We start from the raw sequence: 19,816 nt of genomic DNA on the forward strand, positions 1-19,816 counted from the left end.
AGCTTCGTCGGCAGCGTCAGATGTGTATAAGAGACAGGTATAGGGCAATGCCGATTTTTCTATCACTACCATAGATATGGTCTATAATTTTTCTACTGGTTATTTCAATTTTTATTATTCTTTAATTAATTTTCTAATCTGTTCTTTACTTTGTTCAGAAATAGGAAATCCTAATTTTATAATTTCATTTGTAAGCAATTCGATAAAATTTCTAGTGCCGAACCCAATAAATTTATCTCTACGCAAGATAAGGTTAACTTCCCTACTAACACTCGGATTTACTATTGGAATAGCTGATAAATCGTTATCTTCCGTAATATCCAATAGAGTTTTAGATACAACTGTTACTCCAAAATCACTTCTAACAAAATCGAATAATGATTCTATACTAGAGGTCTCAATAATTGGATACATATTTATTTTCCGTGCTATGCATGTATAGTCCAATAACTTTCTGCATTCATGATTATCTGGGAACAAAATTAATGGTAATTTATTTAATTCGGAGAACTGTATTTCTTTTTCATTAACTAATGAATGGTTTTTTGATAACACTAAAAATAGCTCATCAGTGTACAATGGTATTTTTATAATTTTTTCTTCTTCGAATACGTAATCAGAAGAATCAATTGTAACAGCAAAATTAACTTGATTCTGATTTATTAATTCTAGTATTTCATCTGAACTTATAATTTTCACTATTACTTCTGGATAATTTTTATGAAAATCTAAAAGTAAAGTGGAGACTAAGTTTGTTAGTTCGCCAGGTAAAGTGGCAATTGCAATTTTACCTCCTTTTATCTCCTTTAATTCACTGATTTCTTCTTTTACATTATCAAGTGCATTGAAAATAGTTTTACATTCCTTTGCTAAAATGTATCCCACATCTGTTATAGCAATTTTCTTTCCTAATCGATCAAATAACGGCATACCTATTTCATCCTCGAGAGCTTTAATTTGATGACTTAATGTAGGTTGTGTAATACCTAATTTATCAGCCGCTCGTGTAAAATGCAGTTCCTTACAAAGTGTTATAAAATACTCTAATTGTCTTAATTCCATATAAGAATAATCTCCTTACTTAGTTAATTGATTTCTCAAAATCCTTTAATTCTCCCTATACTTTATCATTTCGTTCATTCATAAAAAACGTAATTTCTCCTAATAAAATGTATTAGGAAAAATTACGTTCCTTATTTATGTTATGGTATACATACTTTAAGAAAAGATTATATAGTCTAATATAGAAAATAGACCGCTCATTCTATACTAAGTTCACTTTATTTGTAAATCGTAATACTTATTCTTCAACTTCTAAAGGTATATTATGACTATAAGTTTGATTAGAACTTTTAATCTGAAATCCTTCAAAGAAATCGATCGTTATACTGTCGTCAACAAAAGCTAAAGATGCTTTGTTTATATATAATGGTTTCCAGTTTGTTTGCATTTCTTCATAGCCAATACTTGAATTAATAAGTTTAACTCTCAGAACTCCATCTAATGGAAGTCCACATCCTCCCATTTCATATTGAAGGAATCGAAGGTGATTTGGATATTTAGCCTCTAAATTTTCGAATTGTTTCATAGCAGCTTCTGTAACAGTAATTTGAATTTGCATATTATTTCCCACCTTGTCTATTTTGGATTAAAAGATGAATATGTTACGAACTCCCACTGATTTGTGTTACAATTCATTGTTTGAATGGCTTCAACTAATTGAAATTGAATTAATCGCTGGGCTCCGGGAAATTGAGAAATAATACTTTCGTCAATATCCCAAATGATACTTACTTTCCCAGTTAGTTGTAATGTATCACCAGTAGAAAAATCAAAGAACAATAGCCCTACATTAGGATTTTCAATAATGTTTCCGAGCGTATTGAATAGCATATTACCTGAGTAATCAGGAAAGACTATTTTTTGTTCGCTTATAATGTGAATAAACCCTGGCATCCCACCTCGATGGGAAATATCCATTTTCCCATCTGAACTGGAACTCGCAATAATGAAAGTATCAGCTTGACTAATCAGTTCTTGCTGTTTTTCATTTAAAGCATACTGCTTATTAAATCGCTTAGTTCCACCAACAACTGTTTCGTTATAAGTGAAATTTCTCGCCTGAATGTATTTAGGGCAATTCCCAAATACTTGTTCAGTTTTAACTTCAAAACTTCCATCCAAAAATTTGTTTACAACCGAACCATTTATACGAATTCTTATCCTGGAAGCAAAGTCAATTACGATGATTCCAACTTCTTTATTGTGAAGAATATTTGTGAATAATGGATCACCTTCATTTATACCAACATTTATTTTAATTACATCGCAATCTACTGCTTGAATAATTCCTTCTTTTCCTGCTAAAAATGAACTCCACACTCTCCCTTTTTCATCCATAGAAGATATCATGAATGAGTTTTGTCCATTTAGAAACGCCATAAATTTTTTTGTCATTATTGGCTGAATCATTGTACTAGCAGTATTCGCTATTTTCTGTACACCAAGCCTATTGTGTACAGCACGTTCCCCAGAATGGAAAACATCCATATACATCCCTCCAATTTACTTATCAATAGGACGGATACTAGTGGCTACTCTACAAAACACTATTATTTCGCCTCCTACGGAAACTTTTTCTAGCAAGGTTACTTGCTATTGTTTTTTTGTTATCTTGTAAAGCACCTTCATTCTAACTCTGACATTTCCTTTTATCAATTCTATCGTTTCTATAATTATCATAGGTGTTATCTATCATTAAATTAGAACTTAAAAATCTGCACGTAAATTCATGTTATTGAATAATACTTCTTATTGCATAGATATAACTATCATTTATGCTGTATTCTTCTATATATAAAAAAGATATAGAGCTAATTATTACTGAGACTGTTAAAAGTGAAACACACTTTAAGTAGACCATTGTCATTATTTATATCTTTTCATGGCCAGTACTACAATAACAACTTCGTTATCGATATTTTTTTGAACAATTCCCTTTATGTACCTATAAATATATAATTTCAAACATTTATCTAAAACTACAAAAGGAACAATTAATCATAGATAACATCTATTGATTATATAGAAATCATTGCATTGATAAATAATGGAGGCTTTATATAATTAATTTAAGCTCATGAGCTAGCAATAAGACTTAAAAATATCATTTATTTATAGGAGGACATTTTCATGCAAAAAACAGTTGCAGGTATAGTAATTCCGGATAGTAAGATAGCAGTAGAGGCGCAAGAAATACTTCGTGAATATGGTAATGACTTACTATGGAATCATTCGAATCGTGTTTACTTATTTGGTGCTCTTCAAGGTAAAAAAGCTGGGCTTAAGTATGACGAAGAGTTATTATATGTTAGCGCCCTCTTCCATGATCTTGGCCTTACAAAGAAATTCAGTAGTCCAGATAAACGTTTTGAGGTAGATGGTGCAAATGCTGCTCGTAGTTTTCTTCAACAACATGGTATGGATAATGAGTCAATTAGACTGGTTTGGGATGCGATTGCACTTCACACAACCATTGGGATTGCTGAATATAAAGAACCTCAAGTTTCATTAATTTATTCTGGAGTAGGCTACGATGTTATGGGAGATGGATATGACGAAATTTCAGAGGAGATTCGTGAACAAGTTGTATCTGCATTCCCCCGAGACAATTTCAAGCAAAAGATTCTTCCTGCTTTCCTTGAAGGTTTCGCTCATAAACCTGAAACTACTTTTGGAAATATTAAAGCAGATGTTTGCTCATTGCTTCTTCCAGGCTTTAAACGCAAAAACTTCTGCGATTGCGTTTTGCATTCGCCTTGGAAAGAATAGCCATTAAGCTTATGTATAGTAGAAAAGGAAACTTCTATAAAATAGCTTGATTACGACCTCGTTTTCTTTTTATATGAAAATTAGAACGGACTGATTAATTTCTAATTTAAATGTAGATAAATATTATCCATAGAAATAAAAAAGCTTGCCATTAATGAAAATGGCAAGCTTTTTTAAGCAAATAACATCTAATAATTCACAAGAAATTTGAGAGACCAACTAACTAATTTTTGTTTAATAATCAGTAACTTTAATTAATTAAAAAACATAAAGAATGGCTACCTCAAAATGACATAATTAAAAATTATATAAGTGTTTTGATCATTATAAAGTCCATTTGTTCTTCATCACCCATATAAAAAGAATGAACTCCAGTTTGGACAAAACCCATTTTCTTATAAAAGGCAATAGCATTTTCATTCTTTTCCCATACACCTAACCAAATTTTCTTTTTATTATGTTCCATTGCAATTTCTATAGATTTATTTAGAAGATATTTACCAAGCCCATGTTTTTGAAACTCACCTTTTATATAAATTCTTTCGATTTCAAGTGATTCATCGCCCATTTCTTCAGACTGTGCATCATTAGTATTTACCTTTAAATATCCAGCAACTTCATTATTAAAATAAACAAAAAAGAATTGCGAAGCAACATTCGATAATTCTTTTTCCAATTGTTTTAAGTTAAATGCTTTTTCCAAATAAGCACTCATATTTTGAGATGAATTCTGATCCTTAAATGTCTCATTAAATGTTTCATAGCTAATTTCTTGAAGTGTATATAAATCCTCAAGGGTACCCTTTTTTATGTTTATAGTCATTTAAATATGTCACTCCTTTATACAATCAATAATTTCTCTTGTTTCCCTTTTTTACAAATTCCCAATCTTTTTCTATATTTTTTCTTATTTTTTGAAGAGAATTGAAAATGGTATCCACTTCTTTTTCAGAAAACCCTTCTAATGCAACGGTATTGGAATAATCATTTTCTCTCTTTATAAAAGGATAAATATTTTTTCCTTTCTCCGTTGGAAAGAGTTTTTTTATTTTTTTGTTATATTCATCATCTTTTTTTTCAATAAACCCATTTATTTCGAGTTTTTTGATAGCACGAGCTGCTGTTGTTCTATCCACTTTTATCATCTCAGATAACTTTTCTTGAATAATTCCTGGGTTTTCACATATTCGTACAAGGTATAAATACTGCCCTTTTGTAAGTTCATATTCTTTAAATTCTATATTACTTATAGAATCTAATGCCCTTGCTATCATTCCAATTTCACGGAGAATTTCCTTCATAGCTAACTCCTTATCGTATATTTTTATTGCAAATGCAACATTTTAACCTTACATTAAATATATATCTTTTTTATTGTAATTGCAACAAAAATAACGGTAAAGAGGTTGATTAAAATGAAATATGTGTTCTATGTATTAGGAATTTTAATATTAACCCTTGGTATTTCTTTCACTATACAATCAGACCTTGGAACTTCACCCTTTGATGCACTCTTGGTGGGACTGTCTTTAAATGTGGGGCTTACTGTGGGGAGTTGGGAAATAATAATAGCTTTATTATTGATATGCTGCAATTCATTTTTAAAAAGACAACGACCAGAAGTTATGGGGTTGTTAACAGCATTCATAACAGGTATTGGTATTGATATGTGGCTATTTTTATTACGCGATTTAATTACACCTGAAATATGGTACAGTAAAATGATTTGTTTTGGAATTGGCTTAGTTATTACAGGATTAGGAACTTCAACATATTTACACACAAATTTTGCACCGATTCCTATTGATCGCTTAACGTTAATCGTACAAGAATTAACTAGAACGAATATATTTTTATCAAGAACGCTCATTTATCTAGTATTCTTGATAATGGCAATATTTTCACATGGACCAATTGGTGTTGGTACTGTAATCACCGTTTGTTTAGGTGGACTAATCCTTAATTACTTTATGCCATTTACTAAAAAATTATTAGACCGCTTAATAATACAACCTAGTCCTTCATCAAATGATAATAGGAATAAAAAGCATTCAATATAGAATGCTTTTTATTCCTATTATTTTAAGTATATTCCTTCACAACATTTCCAATTTTACTTAACCTAAATTCAAACTTCCCTTTTTATACTCTTTTACGCCATCCATGCTTTTTTTAACAGCTCCACACCGATTTGAATTTCTTCGAATGAAAGATTTCCAAAACCAAGTTTAATGATTGGGCTGTCAGTTGTATTTTTAACAAAGTAACGCGAAGTAGGGTACACTTGAACACCATAATATGAAGCCTGTTTTATTAGCCATTTTTCTGAACGGTTCAGATATACCTTTACTAATACAAACAAACCAGATTTTTCACCAATGATGAAAATATTTTGATTGAATTGCTCCTTTAATACGGACACTAGGTGTTGCATTTTTCGTTTATAAACTAGACGCATACGTTTAATATGACGATTCCATTCTCCTTCTTCCATAAATTTAGCCATTGTGAGCTGACTAAAAATTGAAGTGGTACTCTCAAAATGAAGAAATTGATCCTTATAATCATTTATAAGTGTCTGGGGCAATACCATATAACTCAAACGAATTCCTGGAAGAAACGACTTTGAGAAGTTTCCTAAATAAATGACTCTTGATGAATCAATTGAAGTTAGGGCTGGAAATGGCTGTTGCGTATAGCGAAATTCACTATCGTAATCGTCTTCAATAATATACCCTTTCATCTTGTTAGCCCAATGAATTAGCATTTGACGTTGTTGGATAGACATACTTACTCCATATGGGCTGTGATGAGAAGGTGTTACATAAATTACTCTTGAGTTCGTTTGATCTAATTGTGAAAAATCAGCACCTGTTTCATAAACTGGTAAAGTTTCAATCCTAAAATGATGAAATTGAAAAGCTTTCCTAGCGCCATCATAACCCGGATCCTCTACTATAACACTTGAAAAATCATTCTTCAGAATATGTCCTAGGTTAACAAGCATTTGTTGGGTACTACTGCCTATAATAATCGCATCTTCATCTGCTTTCACCCCACGGGATTGAAGTAGATATGTGGAAATTTGTTTACGTAAACATACTTCACCAAAAGGTGACCCATATTTAAAACTATCTTCTAATGTTAATACTTGATTGGCAATCCTCCTCCAAATTTTCAAAGGAAAATGTGTTTGATCTACGGCACCCGCTCGGAAATCAATAGGGAGAGGTGTTACTGATTCTCTTTGTTTTTTAGTAAAAGGTTTTAACTTTTCTTGGAATAAGGGTGGCTCTAACTCATTTACAAAATAGCCTTTCCTTCCTTCCCCACAAATATATCCTTCAGCTACAAGTTGTTCATAAGCTGTTAATGTCGTATTACGACTTACTCGAAGGGAATCTGCGAGTTGACGAATGGAGGGTAACTGTTCATTAGGAAGTATATCTCTTCGTTCAATCAAATGTTTAAACTCTTCATAGATTTGTTTGTATTTAGGAGAGTCATTATTTAGAGAAAAAATGATATTTTTCATTTGCAACCCCTGACATGTTTATTTGTTTAAAATTGTACCTTTTGACATGTCTATTTATATAATACTATGTATTACAAATCAAGTTAATTGAGGAGGATCCTGATTATGTATATTCCTAAATACTTTAAAGTCAAAGATATCGATGAAATTCGAGAATTTATTCAAATGAATCCATTTGGAACGATTGTAACAACAAAACAAGGTAAACCAATTGCTACTCATTTACCATTACAGTTAAATAAAGAAGATGATAATTACTATATAACGGGACACATGGCTTATGGGAACACTCAATGGAGAACATTCGAAACTAGTGAAGATGTATTAGTTATATACCAAGGACCACATGCTTATATCTCTTCTTCCTGGTATGAACAAGAAAATGTACCAACATGGAACTATCAAGCTGTACATGTATATGGTAAAGCCACTATTTTGAAGGAAGAAGAGTTAAAACAAGATCTTACAATGTTACTACAGAAATACGAAAAACACCGTAAGAATCCAGTTTTATGGGACAATCTTTCGCCTCAGTTATTAGAGCAAGAATTAAAAGGCATTGTTGGATTTAAAATTAAAGTGCAAGAAATTCAAGCTGCATATAAATTAAGTCAGAATCGCAATGAAAAAGATTATCTTAACATCATTAATAAATTACAAGAAGAAAAGGATTTTGATTCTCAACGAATGGCAAAAGTAATGAAAAAGAAAGTTTAAAGTCTCAAAAGAGTACTATACTCAACTTCTGCTCACTTATACATCATTCATTTATATGATGCAATTGTAGAATACAACAACTTTAAAGAGTTACTTAGTTTATATATAAGATTTCTTAGACTTGATAGGAAAAGTAGTTTATAAAGATAGTTCTCTAAAATCAAAATATAATTGGGAAGGAATTAGAAAAATGAAAAACCCTTTTATCTCTTTTAGTGTAGCAATGGTCACACCATTTTCTACTAATGGTAATCTGTATTTAGAAGGTATACCATCATTAGTTGATTACTATAAAAAGCACAAAGTTCCTGCATTATTGATTAGTGGTACTACTGGTGAACAACACTCTATGACCGTTGAAGAACGTATGGCTTTATTTCACAAAGTAAAAAAAGAAGCAAAAAATGATTTGATTATATATGGAGGAGTTGCAGCTGTTCAAACTAACGATGCGATAGCATTAGCAATTACCGCAGAAAAAGTAGGACTAGATGGCATTATGTTAGGATTTCCACCATATTTACGAATTAATCAACAAGAAGCATTTAACTATGTCTCAAAGATTTGTTCAGTAACCCATTTACCAATCATGATTTATAATAACCCTCCACGAACTGGGTTTGATTTACATGTTGAAACATTAATAAAACTAGTTGAAACATTCCCTCAAGTTGTAGCATTTAAAGAAGCTGGTGATGTGAGTAGTGTACCAATTGTGAAAAAGAAATTAGGACCGGAATTCATTGTATTGTCAGGATCTGATACAAATATATTTGAGGATGCTGAACTTGGATATAATGGTATTACTAGTATTTTGGGAAATGTTTTTCCTGAAGAGATACATGATATTATTAAAAACTTACAAGCTGGTCATGAGGAAAAAGGGCAAAACCAATTTTCAAAACTCTTGCCCTATATGCATTCTATTATAGAAATGGGAACACTTCGCACAATTAAATACCTATTAGAAAAGCGTAATATACAGGTTGGAATTTGCCGAGAACCCCTTTCAACATTAAGTATAGAGGAAAAGAAAATTATCGATAGTTTTTTTTCGGTCATTTTGAAGTAGCTTATTCTTATGAAATGAAGATAAGAAATAGTTAATGTAAAATTCCTTTAAGAAATTAGAAGTATCAATTAACTAATCTTTGTTCAAAAAAAAGCTAATTTAGGGCCTAATTACTCAAAAACGTTTTAAAAAACTCCTCTAACATATCAGAGGAGTTTTTTAATAAATTAATCACGAAACATTCACTTTTATTGACACTATAGCCTTTACTTTTATGATCATTAGCATTCACACTTACAAGTAACTTAGATACCTTTTTCTTAAACAATCTTGGCTCAAAATTCAAAAGAACTACAGTTATTTAATTTCTCTTGAAATTGATTTCTCATTTAAATTACTATGTTTTATTGAATAAACAAAATATATTATTACTCCAATAGTTATCCAAATGCAGAAGTACAACCATGTTCTTAATGGTAAATTAAACATCAAAAATACACAACTTGCAATTGAAATGATTGGCAATATAGGTACAAATGGTACCCGTTCGTTATCAATACCTAAAACACAAAAAATCATAAAAAATAAAGGGTGATACATATTAGTCATGTGTAATATGTATCACCCTTGTAATTCTTGTTCAACAATCGCGCCCGTTTGTTTAAGTGTAATTGTTCACAAAGCATTAAAGGAATGCTTTGTCCGTTGTTGAAGAAAGAAAACACCTCTGTCATTTTTCTTCAGGGTAATAGCCATATGTATTCTTCCGTTCATCATGACGGGTAATTGAGAATCCATTGAAAGTCTAAAAAGTTTCTAGCAGTAATAAAGTCCCCTTCTAAAAGACTATGTAGCAATAGACTATTCATATGTCCAAAATGATTATTTAAAGCATTAATAAAAAGTAATAATAAGCCCTTGATATAATTACCATTATAGAATTGACCTAACCCTGTAAATAACCAAGTAAATGCTACAGCAATGATTTTCACTACGGAGCTCCTTAATAATATTCATGATTAGTATTTCTATAAAAGGAAATCCGATTCAAACACGTAGTACGTTTATGCGTTTCTATACTTTACAGGCGAAATGCAAGTCAAGCGGATCGGAAATGAATTGAGCCTTGGTGTGTTTTTGCTAAAATTTTCAATTGATATGCGGCTTCCAATGTTTTATGCTAATTATGCTCTTTATTGCAAATATTTCACATAAAAGGAAGGGTCAACTTGAGAAAATCGAAAAAGCTAATCATTGCCGGAGTTGTAGCAGCAGTACTATTGCCCTTGGTTTATCTTCAATTAGAGACAGGAGCTGTAACAAAGAAAGTAAGCAATGTCATCTATGACAGCAAATATGGTAAGTGCGGGTTTCTTGACAAGGAATGGGACCAGTTAGAAGAAGCTGGGATCACAAGCGCCAGCATAGATGAAATGGTTGCAAATGCTTCGAGTCCTGGGGTTGTGTGTGACGACCTGGAAGACATGCTGTATGACATTCAGAATCCAAAGTTAACGGAAGAAGAGGAAGCCGCTAAAGAAAAAAAATCTGCTAAGTTGGAGGAGGCAGCAAACCAGGCGATTGAGGAAGACAATAGTAGAATCGAAAAAGCAAGAACCTTCATAGATACTGGCCTTAAAGCCATGATTGACCCCGTGTTAGTCGATGATTTCAATATGAAGTATAGGGTTGAGGCGGATGAACATTATGCAGGGAATATTAATGTGTTTGTAGATGCCGAGCAAGAAAGCAAGCAGGGAAAAAAATTGCGAAAAGCCTTTATTCAGAAATTTGGTGACGGAGATGTGGATACCAATTATCAAATTTTGATTTTAACTGAAGACGAAAGTGTTATTGCAAGGGTTTCATTACCTGAATTATAAAAGGAAGGGGCAGTCTGTTGCCCTTCCTTTTTGTTATTGTCTTTTTAATTGAATTTAAACTAACCTGCCCCGTTCGCTGAACAATTAGGACTCTTCGACTATGCTTCGGTAGTGAGGAAAAGGAGGGAGAACAACGTTCTCCTTTATAACTTTTTGTAAACATCTGCATAAGCTATTTTCAGCTGTTCTCTAAGTTGCTTGTTTTCCCCCCCCTTACATTTTAAACATAACATACTAAATTTCTAACGCATAGTTAATCATTATATGATGCAATAAAAAAGAATAATAGGCTTTTATATTAAACATACTATTCGCTTTTTATTATAGTAGAGTTAACCATTCGCAGCGATGCCGGAGCAATTTGCTGGTATCCGTGAAATTATTAAAGAAAAGACAAAGGTGGAACGACCTACATTAACCCAGGATGAACAAGAACTTATTGAGAACATGCTATTATGTTCGTTGCTTTCTGAAGAAGAAATAATGGTTACATATTACGAAGGTGGTTTTTTACTTACTAACTATATGACCGTCGTTGATATTGATCCGCTGAATAAATCTATAATTTGTACGGATGCATTTCACAATAATATGACGTTGAAATTTATCGATATTATTGATGCGAATTGAACTACTCACCACTTAACGTCTTTACGGACTTTTTGAAGTGGGAGATTCCTGCGAACACCGATGTATCCACCGGTTATCTTAACAGGCTCTATCCGTAGTCCCTACGGTGAGAACATAAGTATCTTATACGTTGACGCACCACATGGTTTTCGCAACTTCGGCAAACATGGGGCGATAGAACGTTGAAGATTTTACGGTTGCAACGTTTTTCTGCAACCAACCTCATATCTTCAGTTTTCGAAGAGCAATCTGTACAAGTAAATGATAGCGAACATGTTGGCTTATGCCAACCGACATTCATCTCCCACCTAAAATTGGTGTTTCACACCTTCACATTTTTGAGGAAGGAGTCTTCTGCCGGAAAACGATAAAAATAGGACGACCACCAGTTTTATAGCTGGATTGCATATTGTGTGTGTAAATGCTAGGCATCAATTTAGCTCCAACTTCCACGTCAAAAATTGTTTTGAAGCCCCAGTCCTCAGTTGTTGCTGCTGCCGCTGGTTTTGCATCAAGTGTGCCAACTGCTGTTAAACCACCTAAAGCTAATGCTCCGACTTGAACCACTTTAATTTTAATAATATGTATTGGACTCCCATCCAAATATTATTTTACCACGTTAAATTATTTAGTTTATTGAGAAAAAATAAAAGCACTCTTTTGAGTGCCTATTTTATGCAGATACAGCAACTTTATCTTTACGGAAGATACCCATTAATCCGCCGATTAATAATAATACTCCTGGTAATAAGTAAATCAGAGATATACAAATAAAACCTCCGATAGCAGCAACAGTCATCATGATACCGCCAACTTTCGCTTTACTTCTTACCATAACAGATCCAACGATTCCTAATACAGATAGAGCTACAGCGCCCAATCCTAAGGCAATAACAGTGTTTGCGCCATCAGCTTCTAAAGCAGATCCAAGTCCACTGATAAATAATGCGATAAATGCACATAGGATTCCAAAAATCCCACCAATAAGTCCTAATACAAATTCAGCCGTTCGTTTCTTTTTTAGTTAACAATCCCTAATAGTAAAAAGATATATTTTCTGAATGTTCTATAATATATTTATAAATATATTTAAATATTAAAAAAATAAAAAATATGATACTCTTATTTATGTAAATATTTTACCAAAAAGGGGGATTTTTCATGTTTAAAAAAGTAACTAGTGGTATTATAGTAACAGGTTTATTATTTTCTGCTACAGGGAATGCATTTGCGGCAGAGGATACGAAAGTTAATAATGTAGAAGAAACACCTTCAGTTAAATTCAATGAATACTCCTACTATAATGGAGGGAGAGAAAATGAAAATTATAAAGGAATGGATTTTACAGTGCCAAAAGGAACAGATGTTGAATCAGTAAATGAAAACCGAGATACATATTCAACTGTAAATTTAAAACAAGAAATTGCACCTCGTGTTCTTCCAATTCCAAGACCACAACTTACAGCTGGATGGAGAGCTGCCATAAAAATTGTAAAAGATACATATGGTCATCTATTTACTGCTGAATTAATGGAAATAGCCCTTAATCCACCATCGTCATCACAATATTATAATGATACTAGTCGTGCTGCGAAACTCATAAATGAAAGTGATAGTTTTAAAACTAAAGTATTAAAGGCTAACTCTAAAAAATTCAATAAAAAAGCAACTACAAATATTAAAGGTAGTGAAGCATTTACTGCTGGAGAATTACACACAGCTCTAAATAAATTTAACTACGACATAAATGTACAATATAATTCATCTAAAGGAAAATATTATTATTATGGTTATATCACAGATGTTTATGATTTCGAATGGAATAACTATAATAAATCCTATAAAAACTTCAGCGTAACATTCGCTAATAATTACGCAAGTGAATGTCAAAAGATGGGTATAATAGGTTCTTATAATGTTAGAATTTTCGTGAATGGGTTCTATTAATTAAAAAAGTAACGCTCTCCGATTTTAAAATTGGAAGGCGTTACTTTTTTAATTAGATAAGTTTTTAATCATATAAAATAATTTTGTTTTTCCCAATTCCAAAATGCCACAACAAAATATGCTTTTCTTGTATACTGTCTTTTTCATTATCAACATGCACTATTGCATATCTTTACCCGTAAGCATGAGAAAGCATTGATATAAAGGTGTTTTCAAATTTTCCCAACATTTTTCTGATAACCACACGACTGAAATTTGAAAAAAATATGATATTATGAAAATAATAAAATAAACGGACGTGAAAAAAGATCCACGGTGTAAGTAGTGTTGGAAGCACTCTTTCACTGCCCCTACTACCTTAGGGAACATTGTCGCGGATCTTATACACGTAATTATAACACACCATGAGGGTGGCACGTTTTCCTGTATGGGGTTTACGTGTCTTTTGTTCCGGCAAGGAGGAGCAAAATGAAATATTGGTTATTTAAAGTTATTGATCAAATTGATTTTCAAAAAAAGAGCCAAGAGAGTATTTCAAAAGAACTTGGAATAAGTGGTCCTGCATTTTCAAAGAATTTATCAGGGAAAAGTGAATTAGGTTTTTTAAACGTAATAAAGTTAGTTGAAATATTATATGAAGATCCGCTTGAAAAGAACTACATGATCCATGAATTTTGTAAAAAAACTAAAAGTAAAAAGAATTTGAGAGTAGCTATGGAGTACGGAAATGCTTTAGGAGATTTGGAACTCCTTAGAATTGCGGTTCAAAGAGGCTTTGAATCTAATAACTCTAAAACTTACGAATGGGCACATATATATGAACTCATTTGGTTAAGAGCTAAGAATTTTTTCACAGCTGAAAAACTTTTAACGGAAACTGAAAATAGGAAAAAGGGTAAAGTTCTTAAAAGTGAAGAAACTAAAATAATGTTTGATATTTTAACATTATATTCTATGTATGACTGTAGGGATTTTAAACTTTTAGATGGATATACACAAACATTACAGGAAAAAATATCTGAACTTCCTAGCCAATTTATAAAAGACATATACAGTAGCCGTGTAAAAGAATGGTATGCATATGCATTGCTAATGGAGGAGCTATCAGAATCGGATAGAGGAAATCTTGGGTTTGAATCGACGGGAACAAAGTAAGACAAGATTTGAATTTTGTTATGAAATGGGATTACAAGCATCGATAATTGTATGGGAAAAAGGGCATTATTACTGAAATAAAAAAAGCCCTGCACACAGGGCATCTAAAAAGATACCTTAGCGATAACGACGACTAGGGGAACGTATTAGCTAAGGTATCTGGATGGATGGTTACATACTAAGTATGCAATCAAGAGCACTGTTGAATGTATTGGGCTATTCAACAAGTTAAGAATAACACGAAATTTCTGTTAATTCATCCGGTAAATTTGTCTAAAAAAGGTGCTTCTATATAAGTTTTTCACCTGAAAAATGGATTCATGAATCTTAACAAAAAGCATTATTTTAAATAGGTGAAAAAATAAGAGCCGTCCTGTTTGAACTGAACCCAAAAAGTTAGACTGAAAAATTAAGCAGCTGTTTGAATATGAGTCCGGTATTGTACCGGGCTCATTCCTTTTAACTTGGCTTTAATTCTTTTGTGATTATAATAATGAATATAATTATCTAATTCTATCTTAAAATGTTCCACACTCTCGAATTCTTCAAGATAAAATAATTCAGACTTTAATAAGCCAAAGAAGTTTTCTATGACTGCGTTATCTAAACAATTCCCATTACGGGACATACTTTGAACAACCCCATGCTTGCCGAAGTTGCGAAAACCAAGCTAAAGTAGGGAGTGTGGTGCTTCAGCGTATAAGATACTTATGTTCTCACCGTAGGGACTACGGGTAGAGCCTGCTAAGATAACCGGTGGATACATCGGTGTTCGCAGGAATCTCCCACTTCAAAAAGTCCGTAAGGACGTTAAGTGGTGAGTAGTTCAAATCTTAACCATATTTTTAACGGATTGGCTTTTCTAAAACACAATCTTTAATTGGAATTTTTCCTAATATAACTTTGCTTTCAAATTCATTAATACAAGTTCCTAATTTTTCTATAATTTCTCCTAATTTTTCTTCTGAAAATAAAGACATTGGATAAAGTAAGAAAGCAATTTTATCTGTATCATCTGGAGTTACTTTAAACTCTGGTACAATACTAATCAATGGAATTTCTCGACCTTTATGATTTTCACTCCAGCAATATTCAATGAATGCTTTAGCAATTTCTTTAGCATCATAATGTGGAAATTCAGTTACAATGTGATGAAATGAAATCGTAAAAACAATTTCCCATCCTAGTGAAGCACTATTAATAACAGAGATACCATTTAAATTTTGTAGCTCTTTTTCAAATAATAAACTCAGCGTATGTAGCCTAACCAAATATTCTTGAAACCCATTCCTCCCTAACCGATTCATTGCTATCCATGCAGCTGCAATACCGGTAGCTGGTCGAGAATTTTCAATTGTGTATCGGTACGCACGAAAGTTTCCAAATTCATAATCATTTTCGCTATATGTATATGTACCCTCATTTAGGTAATTAAAACACTCATCGGTTTTTGAAACAAACATGCTCGTCGAATATGGACATAAACCATTTTTATGCATATCTACCCCAAATGAATCAAAACGTGAAACACCTTCCATTTTTTCTATTACTCGTTTAATTTTAAAACGAATTTCAGGATTCTCAACACGCTGTTCCCATTCTCTTTCACTTAGACCCATAAAATTAAACCATAACCAGCCTATTACACTATCTAGATGAAAGTATGGAAAATAAGTTTGTTCTGTTTCTTTAAAGACTTGCTCCACGCATTGATAAACCTCATTTGTATCATCACACGCAAAATTGATCGTAGTTCCACCACAACAAACAATCGCTGCAATACGTTTATCTTTAGCTAATTGCTCTTGAATCACTTGTTTTAAATCATTTACATCCATACGCCAATCTTCTTTTGTTCTAATCCTAATACATTGATTTGCACCTAATCCCAGTAGTGAACATACATGTTCAACACAATAATGTGCTCCTTCATTTGTTAAAATAACGAGATCTTTTGGAACCCCTTCACGTCTAGATTCAGGAGATATTTTTGAAATTGCTGATTTAATTGCATACAAAAGGGTTAATTTCCCGCCATTACAAGAGATTCCATGCGATTGTTCCCATCCTACTAAACGGCCAATAGCTCGTGCTATACGTTGTTCAAATAAAATGGTTTTCCCACCAAAAGCATCCATTAAACTATTGGAATTGTATAATTGTGTCATCGTTGTTGCCGCCACTGTATCTAACAATGGTGACGGTAACATGTTGAAGAGTGCATATGGGGACTGTGGACGAATACTTCCTTCAAACATCTCAGTAAGACTTGCTAAAACCTCCTCTGAATTTTTCCCCTGTTCAGGTATATAACTCTTCCTTAACTCTTCTTGATAATTAAAAGAATCCACAGAAAATTTAGGATTGAGGTAATTATTAACTTGAAGTTGTTTTTGAAGGAAAACAGTTTTATTTAATAATGTCTCTAAATTATCTTCTTGTGGATGTAAAAATTCTTTTTCGATAATAAGTTTATTTTTCATTCCAAACCTCCATTAATATATGTTTCCACCCTACCAATGAAATTAAAAACTTCTTCATTTTCAATCCCACACTTTAAAGAAAATTATACCATTTATTATATGATAATCGGATTGGAAATACTAAATAATCATAATATTTTAACATTTTGTTTTTGATGTAATAAAATCGTCTTGATTTGAAAACTAAAGTTAAATCGAAAACTAAATCTTATTATTGGTGTCATGGGGGGCAAGTGCATGCCCATCAACTTAAGATTTTAAAGTACCTCCAAAACGAAAAAACGATATTATTTCTATTTAAGATATAGAAGGACTATCGTTTTTTTGGGGAATGTAAAAAAATTTTGATAATATTAGGGGTGATGGACATAAAAAAGGAAGTCTTTCAAGACGAATTGGAATATTTTACTTTACTGCCTTGTTAAAATTACTAACAAAACAAACATTTATGGATCCAACATCTGGATACCGCGCTATCAATCGCGAAGTAATTAAGATTTTCGCACACAATTATCCAAAAGATTATCCAGAACTAGAAGCGCTCATTCACTTAAAAAAGAAGAACCTTCGCATTAAGGAAATATCAGTTAATATGCAAGAAAGACAAGGGAGACAATCCTCTATTACACATTTAAAATCTGTATATTACATGATTAAAGTAAATTTATCCATATTAATGCAAAAAATTGTGAAAGGTTGATAATTCATGCCTATAATTAGTGAAGTAACAATTTATGTATGTCGAACAATTAAGATGGCTTACTGCCATCCCTTGCCCGAAGCCAATTCATCTCCCCCCCTACTCACTTCGCGTTCCTTGAGGAAGGAGACTTCTTGGCAAAAATGATAAGATTCCTGTGGCAAAGTGAATCCCAAACCGACAATGTTAAAAAATAAGTACATTACTTAGTAATTCTTGTATCGATAATTTGTTTAATTTCCGATATGTCTTTGGATAGTAAACCAAATGATTTAGCTTGTTCTTCAATAACTTCTTGATTTTTTTCTATAACTTCTTGATACTTATCTTCTCTTTCTTTATTTTCTTTACGATTCGCCTCTAATATATCTTTGCTTTCTTTTCTTGTTGAAAAAAGAAGCCACACAAAAAGCAAACCGAAAGGTCCCTGGGATAACATGATATTTAAAATTTGTTCCTCCATTACTTTAATCACCTTTCCAATATAAACTAGATTCCTACCTTGAGCTGGTAATCCAAAAAATTTGTTATTAAGTGTTTATAACAATTTTCAGTTTCAAAAAGTCCGTAAGGACGTTAAGTGGTGAGTAGTTCAATAGTTACACAATATATAAAAGCTCCTAGCGAGTTCCTATTATAAGTTTAGATGAAAATTATCTTTGAAAATCACGCTTTTAAACTTCTTTTTTTATAGAAATCAAGAAATTTACATTAATCAAAATCCTATTACTTGTTTAAAAAAGAGAAATATCAAATGATATTTCCCCCTTTTAATCAATTAAATATTATTATATTTTGATGTTAAAAATTAATTGTTTACTATACACAAACCTAGGATTGAATCATTACATATTCATTCGGAATCCATTCATCATTTCCAACCATCCACCAACCGTCACGGTATGCCAATGCTACCCACTTTGTGCTCGGTTCAAGTGTTTGCATGTAATTATCATTGCTACGAATAGCTCCCTTATATGTATTTACGCCACCTACTGGTGTCACTACGGCTACATAAGGAGCAAAATTCACATGCTCTGTTTGAATATAGATATCTTTACCGATACCATAAAATCCATTTACTTCTCCATATACACAATATTTTAATGTGTCAGAAATTACACCTTTATATGTCTCATCCGATCGTCGTGGTTGAGAGTAAATATTAACCCCCGCACCCTCACCGTACTTATTCCAGCACACTCCAATTGAACCATCTGTTGGGTTATAAGCATTTGTCCAAGTTGGTTCTTCTGGCTCAGAACCTGGTAATCTACCATATCCTAAAAAATGGCTCTTAAAGTAAGAGTTATTAATACTAGTGATAGTTACACCGGTTTTTTCATCGGCTGCATGGATAAATTCTGTAGTATTAATCATAATTCCCATATGTGATGGACCGGATGTATACGTATTTTGAAAATAGATTAAATCTCCAGCCCTTGGTGTGGATGTTCGCTCAGTTAAACCTGAATTCCAATAGCCTGCCACACTTTGACGTGAGATAGAATATCCATTATTTTTTAATACGTAGTAAATAAATCCACTGCAATCAAATGTGTTTGGACCTTGAGTTCCAAACACATACGGTTTTCCGTATTGCTTCTTTGCGAATTCTACTAATGCATTCATACTCATTTATAAATCCCCCTTTTAAATTAATAGAAAGGCTTGTGTTCCCTTTCTTATAATTAGTTTATCCTAGGAGGAATCCACAAAAACCAGTGAAAAAATATGGGGAAAATCCGTTTTTTCTCTATCATTTATCTTGATATACCCTATGAAAAGTTAAAACAATCAGTTTATCATTTTAGCCAAGAAGACTCCTTCCTCAAGGAAAGTAGGTGGGAGATGAATTGGCTTCGGGCAAGGGATGGCAGTAAGCCATCTTAATTGTTCGACATACATAAATTGTTACTTCAC

The 19,816-nt window shown here is 32.4% G+C and carries 18 protein-coding genes and 4 pseudogenes; 9 read left to right on the forward strand and 13 right to left on the reverse strand.

The features are described 5' to 3' along the window. Window positions 1-114: 114 nt before the first annotated feature. From JDS92_RS25665 to JDS92_RS25675, 3 genes are all read right to left on the reverse strand, one after another. The gene (locus JDS92_RS25665; RefSeq protein WP_000423356.1) at window positions 115-1,062 is read right to left on the reverse strand and encodes a LysR family transcriptional regulator; all 948 of its coding nucleotides are present in this window, start codon (window positions 1,060-1,062) and stop codon (window positions 115-117) included. Window positions 1,063-1,300: 238 nt separating this feature from the next. Next, window positions 1,301-1,621, reverse strand: a complete 321-nt coding sequence (locus JDS92_RS25670; protein WP_199632722.1) for an iron-sulfur cluster biosynthesis family protein — start codon at window positions 1,619-1,621, stop codon at window positions 1,301-1,303. Window positions 1,622-1,638: 17 nt separating this feature from the next. Further along, window positions 1,639-2,550 (reverse strand): pyridoxamine 5'-phosphate oxidase family protein, encoded by a 912-nt coding sequence (locus tag JDS92_RS25675; RefSeq protein ID WP_199632723.1) that lies wholly within the window; start codon window positions 2,548-2,550, stop codon window positions 1,639-1,641. Window positions 2,551-3,192: 642 nt separating this feature from the next. On the opposite strand from JDS92_RS25675, the gene JDS92_RS25680 reads away from it, so the two are divergent. Beyond that, window positions 3,193-3,831, forward strand: a complete 639-nt coding sequence (locus tag JDS92_RS25680; protein ID WP_001174223.1) for an HD domain-containing protein — start codon at window positions 3,193-3,195, stop codon at window positions 3,829-3,831. A 304-nt stretch (window positions 3,832-4,135) separates the two neighbouring features. Here JDS92_RS25680 and paiA read toward each other — a convergent pair whose 3' ends face one another. Both paiA and JDS92_RS25690 read right to left on the reverse strand, forming a co-directional pair. Then, the gene (gene paiA, locus JDS92_RS25685) at window positions 4,136-4,654 is read right to left on the reverse strand and encodes a spermidine/spermine N(1)-acetyltransferase (protein ID WP_199632724.1); all 519 of its coding nucleotides are present in this window, start codon (window positions 4,652-4,654) and stop codon (window positions 4,136-4,138) included. Between the two features lie 25 nt (window positions 4,655-4,679). Beyond that, window positions 4,680-5,132 (reverse strand): MarR family winged helix-turn-helix transcriptional regulator, encoded by a 453-nt coding sequence (locus JDS92_RS25690; protein ID WP_000658980.1) that lies wholly within the window; start codon window positions 5,130-5,132, stop codon window positions 4,680-4,682. Between the two features lie 114 nt (window positions 5,133-5,246). On the opposite strand from JDS92_RS25690, the gene JDS92_RS25695 reads away from it, so the two are divergent. Further along, window positions 5,247-5,891: a YczE/YyaS/YitT family protein gene (locus JDS92_RS25695; RefSeq protein WP_199632725.1), complete on the forward strand. Its 645-nt coding sequence runs from the start codon at window positions 5,247-5,249 to the stop codon at window positions 5,889-5,891. Window positions 5,892-5,983: 92 nt separating this feature from the next. Here JDS92_RS25695 and pdxR read toward each other — a convergent pair whose 3' ends face one another. Then, entirely contained in the window at window positions 5,984-7,366 is a 1,383-nt protein-coding gene (gene pdxR, locus JDS92_RS25700; protein WP_088344923.1) for a MocR-like pyridoxine biosynthesis transcription factor PdxR, read from the reverse strand. Window positions 7,367-7,471: 105 nt separating this feature from the next. Here pdxR and JDS92_RS25705 point away from each other — a divergent pair, with 105 nt between their 5' ends. Beyond that, window positions 7,472-8,083 carry an FMN-binding negative transcriptional regulator gene (locus tag JDS92_RS25705; RefSeq protein WP_199632726.1) on the forward strand — a complete coding sequence of 204 codons (612 nt, stop codon included), beginning with the start codon at window positions 7,472-7,474 and terminating at the stop codon, window positions 8,081-8,083. A gap of 190 nt (window positions 8,084-8,273) precedes the next feature. Further along, the gene (locus tag JDS92_RS25710; RefSeq protein WP_199632727.1) at window positions 8,274-9,155 is read left to right on the forward strand and encodes a dihydrodipicolinate synthase family protein; all 882 of its coding nucleotides are present in this window, start codon (window positions 8,274-8,276) and stop codon (window positions 9,153-9,155) included. 297 nt (window positions 9,156-9,452) lie between these two features. On the opposite strand, the pseudogene JDS92_RS25715 reads toward JDS92_RS25710, so the two are convergent. Next, window positions 9,453-9,638: pseudogene (locus tag JDS92_RS25715) on the reverse strand (amino acid permease C-terminal domain-containing protein); the annotation flags it as partial. A 686-nt stretch (window positions 9,639-10,324) separates the two neighbouring features. On the opposite strand from JDS92_RS25715, the gene JDS92_RS25720 reads away from it, so the two are divergent. Together JDS92_RS25720 and JDS92_RS25725 are read left to right on the forward strand one after the other, a co-directional pair. Further along, a complete protein-coding gene (locus JDS92_RS25720) occupies window positions 10,325-10,978 on the forward strand; it encodes a hypothetical protein (RefSeq protein ID WP_199632728.1) in 654 nt (217 codons plus the stop codon). Window positions 10,979-11,326: 348 nt separating this feature from the next. Then, window positions 11,327-11,608 (forward strand): YolD-like family protein, encoded by a 282-nt coding sequence (locus tag JDS92_RS25725; RefSeq protein ID WP_199632729.1) that lies wholly within the window; start codon window positions 11,327-11,329, stop codon window positions 11,606-11,608. Window positions 11,609-11,938: 330 nt separating this feature from the next. On the opposite strand, the gene JDS92_RS25730 is transcribed toward JDS92_RS25725, so the two are convergent. After that, a complete protein-coding gene (locus tag JDS92_RS25730) occupies window positions 11,939-12,211 on the reverse strand; it encodes a DUF5065 family protein (protein ID WP_242476033.1) in 273 nt (90 codons plus the stop codon). Window positions 12,212-12,281: 70 nt separating this feature from the next. Further along, a pseudogene (locus JDS92_RS25735) lies at window positions 12,282-12,623 on the reverse strand (DUF4064 domain-containing protein); the annotation flags it as partial. A 146-nt stretch (window positions 12,624-12,769) separates the two neighbouring features. On the opposite strand from JDS92_RS25735, the gene JDS92_RS25740 reads away from it, so the two are divergent. Continuing rightward, a complete protein-coding gene (locus JDS92_RS25740) occupies window positions 12,770-13,555 on the forward strand; it encodes a hypothetical protein (protein WP_199632730.1) in 786 nt (261 codons plus the stop codon). A 468-nt stretch (window positions 13,556-14,023) separates the two neighbouring features. Next, a complete protein-coding gene (locus tag JDS92_RS25745; RefSeq protein ID WP_242476034.1) occupies window positions 14,024-14,710 on the forward strand; it encodes an AimR family lysis-lysogeny pheromone receptor in 687 nt (228 codons plus the stop codon). A 409-nt stretch (window positions 14,711-15,119) separates the two neighbouring features. On the opposite strand, the pseudogene JDS92_RS25750 reads toward JDS92_RS25745, so the two are convergent. Both JDS92_RS25750 and JDS92_RS25755 read right to left on the reverse strand, forming a co-directional pair. Continuing rightward, a pseudogene (locus JDS92_RS25750) lies at window positions 15,120-15,356 on the reverse strand (transposase); the annotation flags it as partial. A 199-nt stretch (window positions 15,357-15,555) separates the two neighbouring features. Further along, a complete protein-coding gene (locus tag JDS92_RS25755) occupies window positions 15,556-17,193 on the reverse strand; it encodes a pyridoxal phosphate-dependent decarboxylase family protein (protein ID WP_199632731.1) in 1,638 nt (545 codons plus the stop codon). A gap of 373 nt (window positions 17,194-17,566) precedes the next feature. On the opposite strand from JDS92_RS25755, the pseudogene JDS92_RS25760 reads away from it, so the two are divergent. After that, a pseudogene (locus JDS92_RS25760) lies at window positions 17,567-17,893 on the forward strand (glycosyltransferase family 2 protein); the annotation flags it as partial. A gap of 202 nt (window positions 17,894-18,095) precedes the next feature. Here the strand turns inward: JDS92_RS25760 and JDS92_RS25765 are convergent. Further along, window positions 18,096-18,356: a BhlA/UviB family holin-like peptide gene (locus JDS92_RS25765; protein ID WP_088005056.1), complete on the reverse strand. Its 261-nt coding sequence runs from the start codon at window positions 18,354-18,356 to the stop codon at window positions 18,096-18,098. A 368-nt stretch (window positions 18,357-18,724) separates the two neighbouring features. Beyond that, window positions 18,725-19,531: a C40 family peptidase gene (locus tag JDS92_RS25770; RefSeq protein WP_199632732.1), complete on the reverse strand. Its 807-nt coding sequence runs from the start codon at window positions 19,529-19,531 to the stop codon at window positions 18,725-18,727. Window positions 19,532-19,816 lie beyond the last annotated feature (285 nt).

Origin of the sequence: Bacillus cereus group sp. N12 (assembly GCF_016483575.1) — a bacterium.
Classification (GTDB): domain Bacteria; phylum Bacillota; class Bacilli; order Bacillales; family Bacillaceae_G; genus Bacillus_A; species Bacillus_A toyonensis.

Bases quoted from the DNA above. Each gene is read 5' to 3' on its own strand.
- JDS92_RS25690 (WP_000658980.1), bottom strand. From the start codon at position 5,132: ATGAAGGAAATTCTCCGTGAAATTGGAATGATAGCAAGGGCATTAGAT.
- JDS92_RS25740 (WP_199632730.1), top strand. From the start codon at position 12,770: ATGTTTAAAAAAGTAACTAGTGGTATTATAGTAACAGGTTTATTATTT.
- JDS92_RS25680 (WP_001174223.1), top strand. From the start codon at position 3,193: ATGCAAAAAACAGTTGCAGGTATAGTAATTCCGGATAGTAAGATAGCA.
- JDS92_RS25670 (WP_199632722.1), bottom strand. From the start codon at position 1,621: ATGCAAATTCAAATTACTGTTACAGAAGCTGCTATGAAACAATTCGAA.
- JDS92_RS25695 (WP_199632725.1), top strand. From the start codon at position 5,247: ATGAAATATGTGTTCTATGTATTAGGAATTTTAATATTAACCCTTGGT.
- pdxR (WP_088344923.1), bottom strand. From the start codon at position 7,366: ATGAAAAATATCATTTTTTCTCTAAATAATGACTCTCCTAAATACAAA.
- JDS92_RS25755 (WP_199632731.1), bottom strand. From the start codon at position 17,193: ATGAAAAATAAACTTATTATCGAAAAAGAATTTTTACATCCACAAGAA.
- JDS92_RS25765 (WP_088005056.1), bottom strand. From the start codon at position 18,356: ATGGAGGAACAAATTTTAAATATCATGTTATCCCAGGGACCTTTCGGT.
- JDS92_RS25725 (WP_199632729.1), top strand. From the start codon at position 11,327: ATGCCGGAGCAATTTGCTGGTATCCGTGAAATTATTAAAGAAAAGACA.
- JDS92_RS25705 (WP_199632726.1), top strand. From the start codon at position 7,472: ATGTATATTCCTAAATACTTTAAAGTCAAAGATATCGATGAAATTCGA.
- JDS92_RS25710 (WP_199632727.1), top strand. From the start codon at position 8,274: ATGAAAAACCCTTTTATCTCTTTTAGTGTAGCAATGGTCACACCATTT.
- JDS92_RS25675 (WP_199632723.1), bottom strand. From the start codon at position 2,550: ATGGATGTTTTCCATTCTGGGGAACGTGCTGTACACAATAGGCTTGGT.
- paiA (WP_199632724.1), bottom strand. From the start codon at position 4,654: ATGACTATAAACATAAAAAAGGGTACCCTTGAGGATTTATATACACTT.
- JDS92_RS25745 (WP_242476034.1), top strand. From the start codon at position 14,024: ATGAAATATTGGTTATTTAAAGTTATTGATCAAATTGATTTTCAAAAA.
- JDS92_RS25770 (WP_199632732.1), bottom strand. From the start codon at position 19,531: ATGAGTATGAATGCATTAGTAGAATTCGCAAAGAAGCAATACGGAAAA.
- JDS92_RS25665 (WP_000423356.1), bottom strand. From the start codon at position 1,062: ATGGAATTAAGACAATTAGAGTATTTTATAACACTTTGTAAGGAACTG.